Source organism: Pseudomonas sp. B21-009, from assembly GCF_024749345.1.
GTDB lineage: Bacteria > Pseudomonadota > Gammaproteobacteria > Pseudomonadales > Pseudomonadaceae > Aquipseudomonas.
The window spans coordinates 3,123,264-3,140,523 of the sequence record NZ_CP087199.1; the positions used below are offsets into that span (position 1 = coordinate 3,123,264).

Consider the following 17,260-nt stretch of genomic DNA (forward strand, 5'->3'; position numbering starts at 1 on the left):
AGCAGTATTTCAGCTGAAGCCTTCTGGCTGAGTGCTCGCGCTTTACTGCTCGGCAAACGCCGCCTGCGCCTCCCAGCCCCCACCCAGCGCCGCGATCAACTGCACGCTCGCCACCAGCCGCCCCTGTAGCAGGTTGAGCACGCTGCGCTCGTTGCTCAGGGCGGTGGTCTGCACGTTGACCACGTCCAGGTAGGCGATCAGCCCGGCCTTGTACTGGTTGTTGGTCAGGCGCAGGGATTCGCGGGCCGAGGCCAGGGCTTCGCTGCGCACCCGCGCTTCGTCTTCATAGACCTTGAGCTGTACCAGGTAGTTTTCCACTTCCTTGAAGCCGTCGAGCACGGTCTGCCGGTACTGGGCCACGGTCTGGTCGTAGACCGCTTCGCTGCGGTCGACTTCTGCCGCGCGCTGGCCGGCGTCGAACAGGGTCATGGCCAGTTGCGGGCCGACCGACCAGAAGCGGTTCGGCAGGCTGATCCAGTCGCTGAAGCTGCTACTGCTGTAGCCGCCGCTCATGCTCAGGGTCAGGTCCGGGAAGTAGGCGGCGCGGGCCACGCCGATGCTGGCGTTGGCCGACATCACGTTACGCTCGGCCTTGGCGATGTCCGGGCGGCGCTCCAGCAGTTGCGAAGGCAAGGCCAGCGGCACTTGCGGCAGGGCCGGGATGTCCTTGCTGTCGGCCAGGGCGAACTCGGCCGGGGCCTTGCCGAGCAGCACGGCAATGGCGTTTTCCAGCTGCGCCCGCTGCCACACCAGGTCGATCAGGTCGGCCTGGGTGCTTTTCAGCTGGGTCTGCGCCTGGGCCACGGCGTCCTTGCCCGAGACCCCGGCACGGTACTGGTTCTCGGTCATTTTCAGCGAACGCTCATAGGCCTCGACGGTGGCCTCGAGCAAGCGCTTCTGCTCGTCGATCACCCGCAGTTGCAGGTAGTTCTGCACCAGTTCCGACTGCAGGCTCAGGCGGATCGCCGCCATGTCGGCGAGGCTGGCCTCGGCGCTGGCCTGGTTGGCGGCCAGGCCGTCACGCAGTTTGCCCCACAGGTCGGCCTCCCAGCTCACCCCCAGCTGGGTGTTGTAGGTGTTGCGGATGCCGCTGCTGTTGTTGCTCAGGCTCGAACTCGAGCTGCCGGTGCCCTGGCTTGAGCGGGTCTTGCCGGCCGACAGGTCGAGGCTTGGGAACAGGGCGCCGCGGGCGCTTCGCACCAGGGCCTGGGCCTGGCGGTACTGGGCTTCGTACTGGGCGACGGTCTGGTTGCCGGCGTTGAGTTGCTCGACCAGGCCGTTGAGCTGGGCGTCGCCGTACAGCTCCCACCAGGCGCCGCGGGCGATGGCGTCCGAGGGGTTGGCCTGGGTCCAGCCTTCGGCGTGCTTGAAGGCCACCGGCGCCGGGGTTTCGGGCCGGTGGTAGTCCGGGCTCAGGGTACAGGCGCTGAGCATCCCCAGGCACAGGGCCGAGGCCAGCAGGCGCGAGCCGCGGGCAGCCAGCAACGGCTGCAGCGAACGGTCGGAAAGAAGCGGACGTCGGGTCATAGCGGGGTTTCCAAAGCAGCGTCGGTACGCACGCCGCGCCAGCGGTTGAAGCGATGGCGCAGGCGGTCCAGATAGAGGTAGACCACCGGGGTGGTGTAAAGCGTGAGGATCTGGCTGAAGACCAGCCCGCCGATGATGGTCAGGCCCAGCGGCTGGCGCATCTCGGCGCCTTCGGCGTGGCTGAGCAGCAGCGGCAAGGCGCCGAGGATGGCCGCCAGGGTGGTCATCAGGATCGGCCGCAGGCGCAGCAGGCAGGCACGGCGGATCGACTCCTCCGGGCTCAGGTGCTCGTGGCGCTCCAGCTGCAGGGCCAGGTCGATCATCATGATCGCGTTCTTCTTCACCACGCCAATCAGCAGGAACAGGCCCAGCAGGGAGATCAGGCTGAACTCGCTGCCGACCACATACAAGGTCAGCAAGGCCCCTACCCCGGCCGATGGCAGGGTCGAGAGGATGGTCAGCGGGTGAATGTAGCTTTCGTAAAGAATGCCCAGCACCAGGTACACCGCCAGCAAGGCGCCGAGGATCATGAACGGCTGGCCCTTCTGGCTTTCGGCGAAGGCATCGCCGGTACCGCCGAGCTTGGCGATCACGTCCTCGGGCAAGCCGACCTTGGCCACTGCCCGCTCCACCGCGGCCAGGGCCTGGTCCTGGCTGTAGCCTTCGGCAATGTCGAAGTTGATGCTCTCGGAGGCAAACTGGCCTTCGTGGCTGACGCGGTCGTCGGCCAGGCTGTTCTCGTAATGGGCGAAGGTGGACAGCGGTACCCGCGCGCCGTCGGCGGTGATCACCTGGACCTGCTCGAGGGTGCGCGGGTCCTGGGCATATTTGGGGTTGATCTCCATCACCACCTGGTACTGGTTGAGGCTGTCGTAGATGGTCGAGATCTGCCGCTGACTGTAGGCGTTGTTAAGCACCGAGGTGACCATGCTCATGTCGATGCCCAGGCGCTTGGCCTGTTCGCGGTCGACCACCAGGGTGATCTGCTGGGTACCGCCGCCTTCGCGGGCGTCGATGGCGGTCAGCTCCGGCAGGCTCTTGAACGCCGCGACCACCTTCGGGTACCACTCGCGCAGGGCCGAGAGCTCACTGCTTTGCAGGGTGTAGAGGAACTGCGAGCTGCTCTGGTCGCGACCGCCGCCGAACTGCAAGTCCTGGTCGGCCATCAGGAACAGCCGCCCGCCGGGCACCTTGGGCATCTCTTTGCGCAGGCGCTCGATGATCATCTGCGCCGAGACCTTGCGCTCGCTGATCGGTTTGAGGCGCACCAGTACCATGGCGTTGTTGGTGCCGCTGTTGCCGCCGATGAAGCCGGCAACGCTTTCCACTGCCGGGTCGGCCAGCAAGGCGCGGCGGAAGATCTCCATCTTCGGCTGCATGACCTGGAACGACAGACCGTCGTCGCCGCGGACAAAGCCCATCAGCTGGCCGGTGTCCTGCTGCGGCAAAAAGGTCTTGGGCACCACCACGTACAGGGCGATGTTGACCGCGATGGTCACCAGCAGGCTCAACAGGGTCAGGCGCCGGTGGCGCATGACCCAGTCAAGGCTGCGCCCGTAGCCGGCCATCATGCGCTGGTTGAGCTGCTCGCTCCAGCGTTGCAGGCGGGTCTGTTGCCCCTCGGCGTGGGGCTTGAGCCATCGCGCGCAGAGCATCGGCGTCAGCGTCAGCGACACCAGCAGGGAGACCAGGATCGCCACTGCCAGGGTGATCGAGAACTCGCGAAACAGCGAGCCGACGATGCCGCCCATGAACAGGATCGAGACGAACACCACCACCAGCGACAGGTTCATCGACAGCAAGGTGAAGCCCACCTCCTTGGAACCCATGTACGCCGCGCGCATCGGCGGTACGCCTTCGTCGATATGCCGGGAGATGTTCTCCAGCACCACGATGGCGTCATCCACCACCAGGCCGGTGGCAAGAATCAGCGCCATCAGCGACAGGTTGTTCAGAGAAAAGCCGCACAGGTACATGGCCGCGAAGGTGCCGACCAGCGACACCGGCACCGCCAGGGTCGGGATCAGCGAGGCGCGCAGGTTGCCGAGAAACAGGAACACCACCAGCACCACCAGCACCACGGCGATGATCAGGGTGTGCTCGGCTTCCTTGAGGGTCGCCTTGATCACCGGCGAGCGGTCCATGGCCACGTCCAGCTTGACGCTGGCCGGCATCAGCGACTCCAGGGCCGGCAACTGCTCCTTGATCTTGTTCACGGTCTCGATGATGTTGGCGCCGGTCTGGCGGTTGATCACCAGCAGCACCGCGTCCTGGTCATTGAAGAAACCACTGTTGTAGCGGTTCTCCACCGCGTCGCTGACCCTGGCCACATGGCTCAGGCGCAGCACCGCGCCATCCTGGTAGCGAATCACCAGCGGCTCGTAGTCCTTGGCTTTCTCCAGCTGGTCGTTGGCCTGCACCTGCCAGTTGCGCTGGCTGTCTTCGACAAAGCCCTTGGGCCGGCGCTGGTTGGCGTTGGCGATGGTCTGGCGCACGTCGTCCAGGGACACGCCGTACTGGTTGAGCAAGTGCGGCTCGAGCTCGACCCGCACCGCCGGCAGCGAACTGCCGCCGATCTGCACTTCGCCGACCCCCGGCACCTGCGACAGGCTCTGGGACAGGATGGTCGAGGCCAGGTCGTACAACTGGCCCTTCTGCAGCACGCTTGAGGTCAGCGCCAGGACCATGATCGGCGCCTGGGACGGGTTGTATTTCTTGTAGGTGGGCATGCTGCGCATGCCGCTGGGCAGCAAGTTGCGCGAGGCATTGATCGCCGCCTGCACCTCGCGCGCGGCGGCGTCGATGTCGCGGCCCTGGTCGAAACCGAGGATCACCCGCGTCGAGCCCTGGCTCGAGCTGCTGGTAAGGGTGGTCACCCCGGAGATCGCGCCCATCGAGCGCTCCAGCGGCGTGGCCACGGTCGAGGCCATGACTTCGGGGCTGGCGCCCGGCAGGTTGGCCTGGACCACGATCACCGGGAACTCGATCTGCGGCAGCGGCGCCACCGGCAACAGGCCGAAGCTGACACCGCCAAGCAGCATGATCGCCAGGCTCAGCAGCATGGTCGCCACTGGGCGGGCGATGAACGGAGCTGAGAGGTTCATGGGCGGTAGCTCCAAGCTGCAAGCTGCAAGCTGCAAGCAACTTGAGGTGACCTTCGATGCACAGATCGAACACCGGACCGCTTGCAGCTTGCAGCTTGCGGCTTGGAGCTGGCGCCGATCATACCAAGTCTCCGGTCAAGCCACGGGAGCGATGGCGCCTCGACAACCGATCAAAGTACAAATAGATGACAGGCGTAGTGAACAGCGTCAGCACCTGGCTGACCAGCAGCCCGCCAACCATCACCAGGCCCAGGGGCTGGCGCAGTTCGGCGCCGGAGCCGCTGGCGAGCATCAGCGGGATGGCGCCGAACAGTGCCGCCAACGTGGTCATCAGGATCGGCCGGAAGCGCAGCAGCGCGGCCTGGTAGATGGCCGCTTCCGGGGCCATGCCCTGGTTGCGCTCGGCCTCCAGGGCGAAGTCGATCATCATGATCGCGTTCTTCTTGACGATACCGATGAGCAAAATGATGCCGATGATGGCGATCATGCCCAGGTCGTTACCGGAGAGGATCAACGCCAGCAAGGCGCCCACCGCCGCCGACGGCAGGGTCGAGAGGATGGTCACCGGGTGGATGTAGCTCTCGTAGAGCACGCCAAGCACGATATACATGGTCACCACCGCCGCCAGGATCAGCAGCAAGGTGCTCGACAGCGAGGCCTGGAAGGCTTCGGCCGCGCCCTGGAAGCGGGTTTGCACGCCCACCGGCATGCCGATGTCCTGCTGCACCTGCTCGATGACCTTGACCGCCTCGCCGAGGGCCACGCCGTCGCCAAGGTTGAACGACATCATCACCGCCGGGAACTGGCCGATATGGGCAATCGCCAGTTGCGCCTGGCGCTGCTCGATGCGCGCCAGGCTCGACAGCCGCACCTGGCCGCCGTCGGCAGCCTTGACGTGAATCTGCTCGAGCACCTGCGGGCCGATGCTCGACGCTGCCTCGGCCTGCAGCACCACGCGGTACTGGCTGGCCTGGGTGTAGATGGTCGAGATCTGCCGCTGGCCGAAGGCATCGTAGAGGGCGTTGGTGATGTCGGCGACGTTGATGCCCAGGCGGCTGGCGGCGTCGCGGTCGATCACCAGGAATACCTGCAGGCCCTTGTCCTGCAGGTCGCTGGCGACATCGGTGAGTTCCGGGCGTTGCTGCAGGGCATCGACCAGCTTGGCGCTCCACTGCGCCAGCAGCTCGGCATCCGGCGAGGACAGGCTGAACTGGTACTGAGTGCGGCTGACCCGGTCTTCGATGCTCAAATCCTGCACCGGCTGCATGAACAGGCGGATGCCGACCAGCTTGTCGACCTCCGGTTGCAGGCGGGCAATCACCTGGGCTGCGGTGAGGTCACGCTCGCCATGGGGCTTGAGGTTGATCAGCAGGCGACCACTGTTAAGCGTGGCGTTGTCGCCATCGACGCCGATGTACGACGACAGGCTCTGCACCGCCGGGTCCTTGAGGATCACCGCGCTGAGCTGCTGCTGGCGCTGGCTCATGGCGCTGAACGACACCGACTGCGGCGCCTCGGAAATACCCTGGATCACCCCGGTGTCCTGCACCGGGAAGAAGCCCTTGGGCACCACCAGGTACAACAGCACGGTCAGGCCCAGGGTCGCCACGGCCACCAGCAGGGTCAGCGGCTGGTGGCGGAGCACCCACTGCAGGCCACGGCCGTAGTAGTCGATCATCCAGTCGATCCAGGCGCCGCTGGCACGGTAGAAACGCCCCTGCTCTTCCTCCTTCGGTTCGCGCTTGAGCAAGCGCGCGCACATCATCGGCGTCAGGGTCAGCGACACCACCAGCGAGATCAGAATGGCCACCGCCAGGGTGATGGCGAATTCGCGAAACAGCCGGCCGACCACATCGGCCATGAACAGCAGCGGGATCAGTACCGCAATCAGCGAGAAGGTCAGCGAAACCAGGGTGAAGCCGATCTGCCGCGCGCCTTTGAGCGCCGCCTGCATCGGCGTTTCGCCCTCTTCGATATGCCGCGAGATGTTCTCCAGCATGACGATGGCATCGTCGACCACAAAGCCGGTGGCGATGGTCAGGGCCATCAGGGTCAGGTTGTTGATCGAGAACCCGGCCAGGTGCATGACCGCAAAGGTGCCGATCAGCGACAGCGGCACAGCCACCGAGGGGATGATGGTGGCGCTGAAGCGGCGCAAAAAGATGAAGGTGACCATGACCACCAGGGCGATGGCGATCAGCAGCTCGTGCTGCACGTCCTTGACCGAGGCGCGGATGGTCTGGGTGCGGTCGGTGAGCACGCTAACATCCAGGCCCGCCGGCAGGTTGTCGGTGATCGACGGCAGCATCGCCTTGATCCGGTCGACCACCTCGATGACGTTGGCCCCGGGCTGGCGCTGGATGTTTAGCAGCACCGCCTGGTTCTGGTTGGCCCAGGCCGCCAGGCGCTCGTTTTCGGCGCCGTCGACGATCTCGGCGACATCCTTGAGGCGCAGCGGCGCGCCGTTGTTGTAGGCGAGAATCAGGTTGGCGTATTCCTCGGGCGAACGCAGCTGGTCGTTGGCGTCGAGCATCGACACCCGCGTCGGGCCATCGAAGTTGCCTTTGGGCTGGTTGACGTTGGAGGCGCCGATCAGGGTGCGCACGTCGGCCAGGTTGAGCCCGGCCGAGGCCAGGGCGTCGGGGTTGACCTTGATCCGCACCGCCTGGCGTTGGCCGCCGGCGATGCTGACCATGCCGACGCCGCCGATCTGGGCGATTTTTTGCGCCACGCGGGTGTCGACCAGGTCGTTGAGCTTGGGCAGCGGCATGGTTTTCGACGAAATCGCCAGGGTCAGCACCGGCGTGTCGGCCGGGTTGACCTTGTTGTACACCGGTGGCGCCGGCAGGTCGCTGGGCAGCAGGTTGCTGGCTGCGTTGATCGCCGCCTGCACCTGTTGCTCGGCAACGTCCATGTTCATGTCCAGGCTGAAGCGCAGGGTCAGCACCGAGGCGCCACCGGAGCTGGTCGAGGCCATCTGGGTCAGCCCGGGCATCTGCCCGAACTGGCGCTCAAGCGGCGCAGTGACCGCGCTGGTCATCACTTGGGGGCTGGCGCCGGGGTACAGGGTCATCACCCGGATGGTCGGGTAATCGACCTGGGGCAGCGCCGCCACCGGCAGCATCTTGTAGGCGATCAGGCCGGCCAGGACGATGGCCAGCATGCTCAGGGTGGTCGCCACCGGGCGCAGGATGAACAGCCGCGAGAGGTTCATGCGCCGGCCTTGCCCTGTGCGCCGTCAGCGGCGGAGGCTTCTTTCTTGTCCTGGCCCTGCAGGTGCTGGCCAGGGGTGACCGGCACTTCGGCGCTGTCGTTGACCACCTCGACCTCGCTGCCATCACGCAAGCGGTCGGTGCCTTCAAGCACCACCCGCTCGCCCTTGGCCAGGCCTTCGTTGACCACGGTGAGATCACCATCGCTGGCGCCCAGCGTGAGCTTGCGGATGCGTACCTTGTTGTCGCCTTCCATGACATAGACGAACGAGCCGTCGGTGCCGAACTGGATCGCCGCCGACGGCGCCATCACCACACCCTTGAGGGTATCGGCGAGCAGGCGCACGTTGACGAACTGATTGGGGAACAGCGCTTCGTCCTGGTTTTCGAAGAAGGCCTTGAACTTCAGGGTGCCGGTGGTGGTGTCGATCTGGTTGTCGAGGCTGCGCAGCACGCCGGCCGCCTGTTGCTTGCTGTCGCTGCGGTCCCAGGCCTCGACCGGCAACTGCGCGCCGCTGCGATAGCGCGCCAGCACCGTGTTCAGCTCTGTTTCCGGCAAGGTGAAGGCCACGGTGATTGGCTGGGTCTGGGTGATGACCACCAGCGCGGTGGTGTCGTTGGCCGCCACCAGGTTGCCGACGTCCAGCTGGCGCAGGCCGAGACGGCCGCTGATCGGCGCGCGGATGCGGGTGAAGTCGAGGTTGAGCTTGGCGTCGCCTACCGCCGCCTGGTTGGTCTTGATCGTGCCTTGGTACTGGCCGACCAGTGCCTCCTGGGTATCGAGGGTCTGCTTGGCGATGCTGTCTTCGGCGAACAGGCCTTTATAACGCTGCAGGTCGATCTGGGCGTTTTTCAGTTGCGCCTGGTTCTGCGCCAGGGTGCCTTCGGCCTGTTGCAGGGCGATCTGGTAGCTGCGCGGGTCGATCTCGGCCAGCAGGTCGCCGGCCTTGACCTTCTGGCCTTCCTGGAAGTTGACCTTGACCAGTTCGCCGCCGACCCGGCTGCGCACATTCACCGTGTTGGTCGCGGTCACCGTGCCCAGGGCCTTGAGGTATACCGGGAAGTCGCCAACCGTGGCCGGCTCGACCCGTACCGGTACCGGCCCGCCGAACGCGCCAAAACCCGGCCGCCCGCCCTTGCCGCCCGGCGCGGCACCTGCCTTGTGCGCCGCCGGCGACGGCCACAGCCACCAGCACAGGCCGGCGACCAGCAGCAGGATCAGCAGGCCGACAAGCCAGCGACGGGAGGAACGGGAACGAGAAAGCATCGGTTGATCGACCATTGTGCGGGAAAGAATTCTTTTCAGGAGGCTGAACGATAAGCACTGCAGACAGATAAGCAAAGCGCCTTTACCGGCACTTTACCTTGAGCTTACGTAGCTAACGTAATGAACTATAAATAAAAACGGCCTGGACGAGGGCCAGGCCGTTACATCTCTTCGCAATTCTTCGCGGGGCAAGCCCGCTCCTACAGGGATGGTGTAGGAGCGGGCTTGCCCCGCGATCGGCTGTCACTGTTACTTCAGAACAGCCAGGGCAGCCTCATAATTCGGCTCTTCGGCGATTTCGCCAACCAGCTCGCTGTGCAGCACCTTGTCGTTCTCGTCCAGCACAACAACGGCGCGGGCAGTCAGGCCGGCCAGCGGGCCGTCGGCGATTTCAACACCGTAGTTGCCGAAGAACTCACGGCCGCGCAGCAGCGACAGGTTCTGCACGTTCTCCAGGCCTTCAGCACCGCAGAAGCGCGCTTGCGCGAACGGCAGGTCGGCGGAGATGCACAGGACGACGGTGTTGTTCAGCTCGTTGGCCTGGGCGTTGAACTTGCGAACCGAAGTGGCGCAGGTCGGGGTGTCGACGCTTGGAAAGATGTTCAGCACTTTGCGCTTGCCGGCCAGGGAAGCCAGGGTCACGTCGGCAAGGCCTGCACCAACCAGGGAAAACGCAGGTGCCTGGGCGCCGACTTTCGGCAGTTCGCCTTTGACCTGAACCGGGTTGCCTTTAAGAGTCACTTGAGCCATGAACGAAGTCCTTATGCGGGGGTGATTAAAGGACCAGAGTTAACCATGAAAGTGCCCGTCTACCTATGGGCGAATGTTAAATTGTTGAATTGCCAGACAACTTTTGTGGACAATCTTTAGTTGTCCGGGAGCCGATTGCCGGCTCCCGAATCAGGCATTTCAGCTCAGCAGCGAGTACACCAGTGCCGAGATGGCCACCAGGCCCACGGCGACGACGAAGACGTTGGACATCTGCCCGCGGTACTTGCTCATCGCCGGCACCTTGCGGATGGCGTACATCGGCATCAGGAACAGGATCGCGGCGATCACCGGGCCGCCGAGGGTCTCGATCATGCCGAGGATGCTCGGGTTGAGGGTGGCGACGATCCAGCAGATGATCAGCATGAAGGCTGCGGTCATGCGGTCCAGGGCCTTGGCGCCCGGGCGCTTGCCGGTCTTCAGCACCAGGCCTTTGAGGCCTTCGCTGGCACCGATGTAGTGGCCCAGGAACGACTTGGCGATGGCGATGAAGGCAATCAGCGGCGCGGCGAAGGCGATGGTCGGGTTGCTGAAATGGTTGGCCAGGTACGACAGGATCGACAGGTTCTGCGCCTTGGCTTCGGCCAGTTGCGCCGGGGTCAGGGTCAGTACGCAACTGAAGACGAAGAACATCACCATGGCCACCATCAGCAGGTGCGCGCGGCACAGGATCTGCCCGCTGCGTTCATCGGCATGCACGCCATAACGGCGCTTCTGGTCAACGGCAAAGGCCGAGATGATCGGCGAATGGTTGAACGAGAAGACCATCACCGGAATCGCCAGCCACAGGGTATGCAGGAACGCCGAGCCCGAAGGCATTTCAGTGGCGGTGCTGAGGATGCCGCCGCTCCAGTGCGGAATCAGGAACACCGCCAGGAACGCCAGAGCGACGATGAACGGATAGACCAGCCAGCTCATGACCTTGACCGTGGCCTGCTCGCCGCAGCGCACGATGGCCAGCAGGCCGAGGATCAGCACGAACGACAGCAGCGCGCGCGGTGGCGGCTCGATGTGCAGCTGGTGCTCCATGAAGCTGCCGACGGTGTTGGTCAGGGCCACGCTGTAGATCAGCAGGATCGGGAAGATGGCGAAAAAGTACAGCAAGGTGATCAGGGCACCGGCACTCAGGCCGAAATGCTCTTCGACCACGTCGGTGATGTCGGCGCCGTCGCGCCCGGAGAGCACGAAGCGGGTCAGGCCGCGGTGGGCGTAGAAGGTCATCGGGAACGCCAGCAGCGCCAGGATCAGCAGCGGCCAGAAGCCGCCGAGGCCGGCGTTGATCGGCAGGAACAGGGTCCCGGCGCCGATCGCCGTGCCAAACAGGCCCAGCATCCAGGTAGTGTCCTGACGGGCCCAGCTGCCGAGGGCGGCGGGGGTCGATTCGAAGCGTTGTTCAACGCTTGGGGCCTGCTCATTCATCCGGGTGCAACTCCACTCGCAAGACTGCAACAGGGCCAGGAGTGGCTAAACAGACGCTTCGCCCCTCTTGACCATACAAAGAGGGGCGCGATTGTGCGCCGATTGGTTGCACTTGCAAAGCCCTGGCCGAGGAGTGGTTGCACCGAAGCTGCAAGCCATCAGCTTCAAGCTGCAAGAAAGGTTGTACCCACTCGCAGCTTGAAGCTAGAAGTGCCAGTTACCTTTGAACTGCAGCGAACGCCTTGGCCACCTGCTGCAGGTTGTCCGGACGCAGGCCGGCCATGCACACCCGGCCGCTGTCGATCAGGTACACACCGAACTCGTCACGCAGGCGACGCACCTGCTCGACGCTGAAGCCGGTGTAGCTGAACATGCCGCGCTGGCGCAGGAAGAACTGGAAGTCCTGGCCCGGCAGCAAGTCACCCAAGGTATCGACCAGGGCCTGGCGCATGTCGAGGATACGCAGGCGCATCCTCTCCACTTCCGCCTCCCACTGGGCATTGAGCTCAGCATCACCGAGCACCGCGGCCACCAACTGGGCACCAAAGCTTGGCGGGCTGGAGTAGTTGCGGCGCACGGTGGCCTTGAGCTGGCCGAGCACGCTTTGTGCAGTATCGCTGTCGTCACAGACCACCGACAGGCCGCCAACCCGCTCGCCATACAGCGAGAAGATCTTCGAGAACGAGTTGCTCACCAGGCACGGCACACCGGCGCGGGCCACTTCACGGATGGCGTAGGCGTCTGCGTCCAGGCCTTCGCCAAAGCCCTGGTAGGCGATGTCGAGGAACGGGATCAGGTTGCGCGCCTTGAGCACTTCGATCACTTGCTGCCACTGCGCCTGGCTCAGGTCGACGCCGGTGGGGTTGTGGCAGCACGGGTGGAGCAGGACGATGCTGTTGGCCGGCAGGCCGCTGAGGCTGCCAAGCATGCCGTCGAAGTCGACGCCGCGGCTGGCCGGGTCGAAGTACGGGTAGGTGTTGACCTTGAAACCTGCGCCTTCAAAGATCGCCCGGTGGTTGTCCCAGGTCGGATCACTGACCCACACCTGCGACTCGGGGAAGTAGCGCTTGAGGAAGTCGGCACCGACTTTCAGCGCGCCGGAGCCGCCGACGGTCTGTACGGTGGCCACACGACCGGCCTCGACCGCCGGGTGGCCGGCACCGAACAACAGCGCCTGGATCGCCTGGCGGTAGCTGTTCAGGCCTTCCATCGGCAGGTACATCGAGGCTTCGTGAGGCTGGGCGGCAAAGCGCTGCTCGGCTTCGCGCACCGCGGCCAGCTGTGGCACCACGCCTGCGGCATCATAATACAGGCCGATGCTCAGGTTGACCTTGGCGCCGCGCGGATCGGCCTTGAAGGTCTCCATCAGGGAGAGAATCGGATCGCCGGCATAGGCATCGACATGTTTGAACACAGCGCACAGCTCCTTGGGTCAGGACAGTTCGGACTAAAAGCTGTGTCGAGGATACCTGTACTGGCGGCCGAGGAACATTACCCTTGGTGCAACTGATTTATGCATGTATGCACGGTAATCGGCTGGCTGCCCTACCCCGCCAGGCCCTGTAGCTGCTCAAGCTCCGCCACGGTCAGGGTCACGCCCTCCTTCGCCGACTGCTCGCGCTCGCGAAAACGCCGCTCACCCGGCATGCGCTGCAGGCCCACCGCCTGCATCTGCCGCACCAGCTCGCGGCTGCGTTCAGCAAAGCGGTTACCCACTGAGCGGGCCGGGTCGATGACGATGATCAACTGCCCGGTCCAGGGCGTTTTCGCGCCTGGGTGTTGCGACCAGTCGAACTCGAACGAGAAGTTGCCGCCGGTCAACGCCGCCGCCAGCAGTTCGACCATCATCGACAGCGCCGAGCCCTTGTGCCCGCCAAACGGCAGCAGCGCGCCGCCATCGAGAATCGCCTGCGGGTCGCAGGTCGGTTCGCCTTTATTGTCGACGCCCATGCCTTCGGGCAGCCGTTCACCCTTGCGCGCGGCGATCTGCACGTCGCCATGGGCCATGGCGCTGGTGGCCATGTCGAAGACGATCGGGTCGCTGCCGGCGCACGGCGCGGCAAAGGCAATCGGGTTGGTGCCAAACAGCGGTTGCCGGGCGCCATGGGGCACCACGCAGGTCATGCTGTTGACCACGCTCAGGGCCACCAGGCCTTCATCGGCAAAAGGTTCGACATCCGGCCAGAGGGCGGCGAAATGGTGCGAATTATGGATCGCCAGCACGGCGATGCCGGCGCTGCGGGCCTTGGCCACCAATAGCTCGCGAGCCGCGGCCAGCGCCGGCTGGGCAAAGCCGCCCTTGGCATCGACGCGCACATAACCGCTGGCGAGGTCTTCGACAGCGGGTACGGCCTGGCCATCGACCCAACCACTTTCCAGGGTCGAGACATAACCGGGAATACGGAACACACCGTGGCTGTGAGCGCCATCGCGCTGGGCGCTGGCGCAGTTGAAGGCCAGGGCCTGGGCGACCGCTGCGCTGCAACCATGGCGGACGAAAATACGCTGCAACAAGGCCTGCAGGTCGGCAAAGGCGATCTGCGCGACAGCAGTGTCGGGACGTGCGGACATCTGAAGCTCCCTTATTGGATTTGGAATGGGCGACAGCGATGGGCAATGGCCAGACTTTCCTCCAGTGACAGCAAACTGTCAAATGTTGACTTGATGACAGAAAACATTCATTTTCTGTTTCCACGGACCACCGCCTTCGAGTATCGCCCTGTGAGCCAACCGATCAAACAGCGCCTGGAACACAGCCTGCACAACGCAGCGGCGTCGGGGCGCAAGATCGCCAGCTACATGCTCGCCCACCTCACCGACCTGCCGTTCGAAACCTCCGCAAGCCTGGCGGCGAAAATCGGCGTCAGCGAGTCGAGTGTCGGGCGTTTCTGCCGCTCGCTGGGTTACGAGCACCTCAAGGCCCTCAAGCACGATCTTAAGGACGACCTCGGCGAAGGCCCGTGGCTGGTCGGTGATCGCCTGCAAGAATTTCGCCAACGCCATGGCCAGGATGCCGCCGGCCTGGCGCGCAGCCTGGAGCAGGAAGTCGGCGCCCTGGTGCGGGTTTACGAATACAGCCGCACCCCGGCCTGGAACACCGTCAGCCAGCGGCTGGCGCAGCGGCGCAAGGTGTTTATCGCCGGTTTTCAGACCGAGCGCGGCATCGCCCAGTGCATGGCGCACCTGCTGCAATACCTGCGCGACGGCGTGCAGGTGGTCGATGGCAGTGCCGGGCATTTTGGCGAAGTGCTGCTCAGTGACCCGGCCGACTGCGCCCTGGTGGTGTTCGAGGCCCGCCGCTATTCCCGCCATGCCCTGAACCTGTGCCGCAAGGCGCATGCCGCGGGCATTGCCGTCACCCTGGTGACCGACACTTTTTGTGACTGGGCCGATGCCAACGCCAGTGAGGTGTTTCGCATCCCCACCGAATTCAATCTGTTCTGGGAGTCCACCGCGACGATGCTGTCGTGGGTACACCTGATGGTCAACGAGGTCTGCAAGAAGCTAGGACCGGATGTTGAAAAACGCTTGGAAGCAACTGCAGCTCTACACAACGAATTCGTTGGCTACACGTCAACGAGCAAACAATAGCAAGAGTGCAAACAACAACAGATCGAGGTGTGTCATGAAACCTGTTATCCGCTTCGCAGGGGCTTGCGCCCTGCTGCTCGCCGGCTCGACCCTGGCTCAGGCCGAAACCCTGAAGATCGCTACCGAAGGCGCTTACCCACCGTTCAACTACGTTGATTCGGATAACAAACTGCATGGCTTCGACGTCGACATCAGCCACGCCCTGTGCGAACAGATGAAGGTCGAATGCACCCTGGTGGCCCAGGACTGGGAAGGCATCATCCCGGCCCTGATGGCCAAGAAGTACGACGCCGTGGTGGCGTCGATGATCGATACCGAAGAGCGGCGCAAGAAGATCGCCTTCACCAACCACTACTACAAGACCCCGTTGTCGGTGGCCGTGGCCAAGGACAGCGACATCACCGACGCACAGACCACCTTCAAAGGCTACACGGTCGGCGCGCAATCCTCCTCGACCCAGGCCATCTACGCCGAAGACGTCTATGGCAAGGCCGGTGCCGACGTCAAACTCTACCCGACCCTTGATGAAGCCAACGCCGACCTCGCCGCCGGGCGCCTGGACGGGGTGATTGCCGACAAGTTCCCGCTGACCGAATGGCTGGGCAAGGCCGGCAAGGACTGCTGCAAGATCCTTGGCGACGTCAACGGCACCAAAGCCGACGCCTCGATTGCCGTGCGCAAGGAAGACCAAGCGCTGCGCGAACGCCTGAACAAGGCCCTGGACGAAATCGTCGCCAACGGCACCTACCAGAAGATCGCCAGTCGCTACTTCGACTTCGATATCTATCAGTAAATCTCACGTCCTGTGAGGGACCTGTGGGAGCTGGCCTTGCCAGCGATGCAGACGCCGCGCACTGACTGACTGCGTGTCGATGCCATCGCCGGCAAGGCCGGCTCCCACGGGGCTGTGTGTCTGTCTTGCGAGAGGGTTTGAGCATGCTCGAACAACTGTCACTGCTTTCCTTCGCCAGCGGCGGCTGGGGCCAGGCTTTGCTGGCCGGCGCCCTGGTGACCATTTCCCTGGCCCTGGCCTGCCTGCCCATCGGCCTGCCGCTAGGCCTGGGCGTGGCCCTCGCCGCCCGCTCCTCCAAGCGCTTCCCGCGTGCTGCGGCGACGGTGTTCTCTACTGTGTTCCGCGGCCTGCCGGAACTGCTCACGCTGCTGATCATCTACTACGGCTGCCAGATTGCCGCGCAGAAAATCCTCCTGGCCATGGGCTATGAAGGCGAAGTGCTGATCAACACCTTCCTGGCGGCGATGATCGCCTTCAGCCTGGTGTTCGCCGCGTTCTCCAGCGAGATCTGGCTGGCTGCGTTCAAGACCGTCGCCAAGGGCCAGTACGAAGCCTCGGCGGCGCTGGGCCTGAGCAAGGCCACGACCTTTCGCAAGGTGGTCTTCCCGCAACTGGTACGCATCGCCCTGCCGGGCCTGTCGAACAACTGGTTGTCGCTGCTCAAGGACACCTCGCTGGTATCGACCATCTCCCTGGTCGACCTGATGCGCCAGACCAACCTCGCGGTCAGCGTGACCAAGGAGCCGATGTTCTTCTACGGCGTCGCCTGCCTGGGCTACCTGTTGTTCTCGGCGCTGTCGGGACGGGTGTTCAGCTTCATCGAACAGTATTTCAGCCGCCATTTGCGGGGGGCACGGACATGAGCTTCGAACAACTGCTGGCGCTGGTACTCGACCCCGACCTGCTGGAACGCTACGGCCCGCGTTTTATCGACGGCCTGCTGGTCACCGGCAAGCTGGTGGCACTGTCGTTTACCCTCGGCGCCCTGCTCGGCATGCTCCTGGCCCTGGCCCGGCTGTCGGACAAGCTGGTGCTGCAACGCCTGAGCGCCGGCTACATCTACTTCTTCCGTGGCTCGCCGCTGCTGGCCCAGCTGTTCTTGCTGTACTACGGCCTGGGGTCGCTCAAGGGCTTCTGGCAAGAGGTTGGCCTGTGGTGGTTCTTCCGCGATGCCTGGTACTGCACGGTGCTGGCCTTCACCCTCAACACCGCCGCCTACCAGGCGGAGATTTTCCGGGGCAGCCTGCTGGCAGTCGCCCCCGGCCAGTACGAAGCCGCCAAGGCCCTGAGCCTGAAGCGCTCGACCACCTTCTTCAAAGTGATCCTGCCGCAGTCATTGATCGTTGCCATCGGCCCGCTGGGCAACGAACTGATCCTGATGATCAAGGCCAGCGCGATTGCCTCGCTGGTGACCATCTACGACCTGATGGGCGTGACCAAGCTTGCGTTCTCGCGCAGTTTCGACTTCCAGATCTACCTGTGGGCTGCCGTGCTCTACCTGCTGATCGTCGAGATCGTGCGGCGCAGCCTGAAACACATCGAAGCCCGCCTGGGCCGCCACCTGCGCTGATCGCCTGTT

At 64.3% G+C, this 17,260-nt stretch carries 12 protein-coding genes; 4 read left to right on the top strand and 8 right to left on the bottom strand.

What is annotated here, in order from left to right:
- Nucleotides 1-42: 42 nt before the first annotated feature.
- The 8 genes from LOY34_RS14340 to LOY34_RS14375 form a co-directional block, all read right to left on the bottom strand.
- A complete protein-coding gene (locus LOY34_RS14340) occupies nucleotides 43-1,527 on the bottom strand; it encodes an efflux transporter outer membrane subunit (RefSeq protein WP_093382187.1) in 1,485 nt (494 codons plus the stop codon).
- Nucleotides 1,524-4,631, bottom strand: a complete 3,108-nt coding sequence (locus tag LOY34_RS14345; RefSeq protein ID WP_195884256.1) for an efflux RND transporter permease subunit — start codon at nucleotides 4,629-4,631, stop codon at nucleotides 1,524-1,526. Before LOY34_RS14345 ends, LOY34_RS14340 begins: the two co-directional genes overlap by 4 nt.
- A gap of 118 nt (nucleotides 4,632-4,749) precedes the next feature.
- The gene (locus LOY34_RS14350) at nucleotides 4,750-7,845 is read right to left on the bottom strand and encodes an MdtB/MuxB family multidrug efflux RND transporter permease subunit (protein ID WP_195884257.1); all 3,096 of its coding nucleotides are present in this window, start codon (nucleotides 7,843-7,845) and stop codon (nucleotides 4,750-4,752) included.
- Nucleotides 7,842-9,125, bottom strand: coding sequence for an MdtA/MuxA family multidrug efflux RND transporter periplasmic adaptor subunit (locus tag LOY34_RS14355; protein ID WP_195884258.1), 1,284 nt, complete (start codon nucleotides 9,123-9,125; stop codon nucleotides 7,842-7,844). Before LOY34_RS14355 ends, LOY34_RS14350 begins: the two co-directional genes overlap by 4 nt.
- Nucleotides 9,126-9,359: 234 nt before the next feature.
- Nucleotides 9,360-9,860 carry a thiol peroxidase gene (gene tpx / locus LOY34_RS14360; protein WP_195884259.1) on the bottom strand — a complete coding sequence of 167 codons (501 nt, stop codon included), beginning with the start codon at nucleotides 9,858-9,860 and terminating at the stop codon, nucleotides 9,360-9,362.
- A gap of 159 nt (nucleotides 9,861-10,019) precedes the next feature.
- On the bottom strand, nucleotides 10,020-11,297 hold the full coding sequence (locus tag LOY34_RS14365; RefSeq protein ID WP_195884260.1) for a serine/threonine transporter: 1,278 nt from the start codon (nucleotides 11,295-11,297) through the stop codon (nucleotides 10,020-10,022).
- A 217-nt stretch (nucleotides 11,298-11,514) separates the two neighbouring features.
- Nucleotides 11,515-12,711, bottom strand: coding sequence for an amino acid aminotransferase (locus LOY34_RS14370; protein WP_195884261.1), 1,197 nt, complete (start codon nucleotides 12,709-12,711; stop codon nucleotides 11,515-11,517).
- Nucleotides 12,712-12,842: 131 nt separating this feature from the next.
- Nucleotides 12,843-13,868: an Ldh family oxidoreductase gene (locus LOY34_RS14375; protein ID WP_195884262.1), complete on the bottom strand. Its 1,026-nt coding sequence runs from the start codon at nucleotides 13,866-13,868 to the stop codon at nucleotides 12,843-12,845.
- Between the two features lie 150 nt (nucleotides 13,869-14,018).
- On the opposite strand from LOY34_RS14375, the gene LOY34_RS14380 reads away from it, so the two are divergent.
- From LOY34_RS14380 to LOY34_RS14395, 4 genes are all read left to right on the top strand, one after another.
- Nucleotides 14,019-14,888 (top strand): MurR/RpiR family transcriptional regulator, encoded by an 870-nt coding sequence (locus tag LOY34_RS14380; protein WP_045198460.1) that lies wholly within the window; start codon nucleotides 14,019-14,021, stop codon nucleotides 14,886-14,888.
- A gap of 34 nt (nucleotides 14,889-14,922) precedes the next feature.
- A complete protein-coding gene (locus LOY34_RS14385) occupies nucleotides 14,923-15,681 on the top strand; it encodes a transporter substrate-binding domain-containing protein (RefSeq protein WP_045198241.1) in 759 nt (252 codons plus the stop codon).
- A gap of 143 nt (nucleotides 15,682-15,824) precedes the next feature.
- Complete coding sequence (locus LOY34_RS14390) at nucleotides 15,825-16,544, top strand: ABC transporter permease (protein ID WP_195884263.1); 720 nt, start codon at nucleotides 15,825-15,827, stop codon at nucleotides 16,542-16,544.
- Nucleotides 16,541-17,251 carry an ABC transporter permease gene (locus tag LOY34_RS14395; protein WP_045198238.1) on the top strand — a complete coding sequence of 237 codons (711 nt, stop codon included), beginning with the start codon at nucleotides 16,541-16,543 and terminating at the stop codon, nucleotides 17,249-17,251. The genes LOY34_RS14390 and LOY34_RS14395 overlap by 4 nt, the downstream gene beginning before the upstream one ends.
- Nucleotides 17,252-17,260: the final 9 nt, after the last annotated feature.

Bases quoted from the DNA above. Each gene is read 5' to 3' on its own strand.
- LOY34_RS14340 (WP_093382187.1), bottom strand. From the start codon at position 1,527: ATGACCCGACGTCCGCTTCTTTCCGACCGTTCGCTGCAGCCGTTGCTG.
- LOY34_RS14345 (WP_195884256.1), bottom strand. From the start codon at position 4,631: ATGAACCTCTCAGCTCCGTTCATCGCCCGCCCAGTGGCGACCATGCTG.
- LOY34_RS14350 (WP_195884257.1), bottom strand. From the start codon at position 7,845: ATGAACCTCTCGCGGCTGTTCATCCTGCGCCCGGTGGCGACCACCCTG.
- LOY34_RS14355 (WP_195884258.1), bottom strand. From the start codon at position 9,125: ATGGTCGATCAACCGATGCTTTCTCGTTCCCGTTCCTCCCGTCGCTGG.
- tpx (WP_195884259.1), bottom strand. From the start codon at position 9,860: ATGGCTCAAGTGACTCTTAAAGGCAACCCGGTTCAGGTCAAAGGCGAA.
- LOY34_RS14365 (WP_195884260.1), bottom strand. From the start codon at position 11,297: ATGAATGAGCAGGCCCCAAGCGTTGAACAACGCTTCGAATCGACCCCC.
- LOY34_RS14375 (WP_195884262.1), bottom strand. From the start codon at position 13,868: ATGTCCGCACGTCCCGACACTGCTGTCGCGCAGATCGCCTTTGCCGAC.
- LOY34_RS14385 (WP_045198241.1), top strand. From the start codon at position 14,923: ATGAAACCTGTTATCCGCTTCGCAGGGGCTTGCGCCCTGCTGCTCGCC.
- LOY34_RS14390 (WP_195884263.1), top strand. From the start codon at position 15,825: ATGCTCGAACAACTGTCACTGCTTTCCTTCGCCAGCGGCGGCTGGGGC.
- LOY34_RS14395 (WP_045198238.1), top strand. From the start codon at position 16,541: ATGAGCTTCGAACAACTGCTGGCGCTGGTACTCGACCCCGACCTGCTG.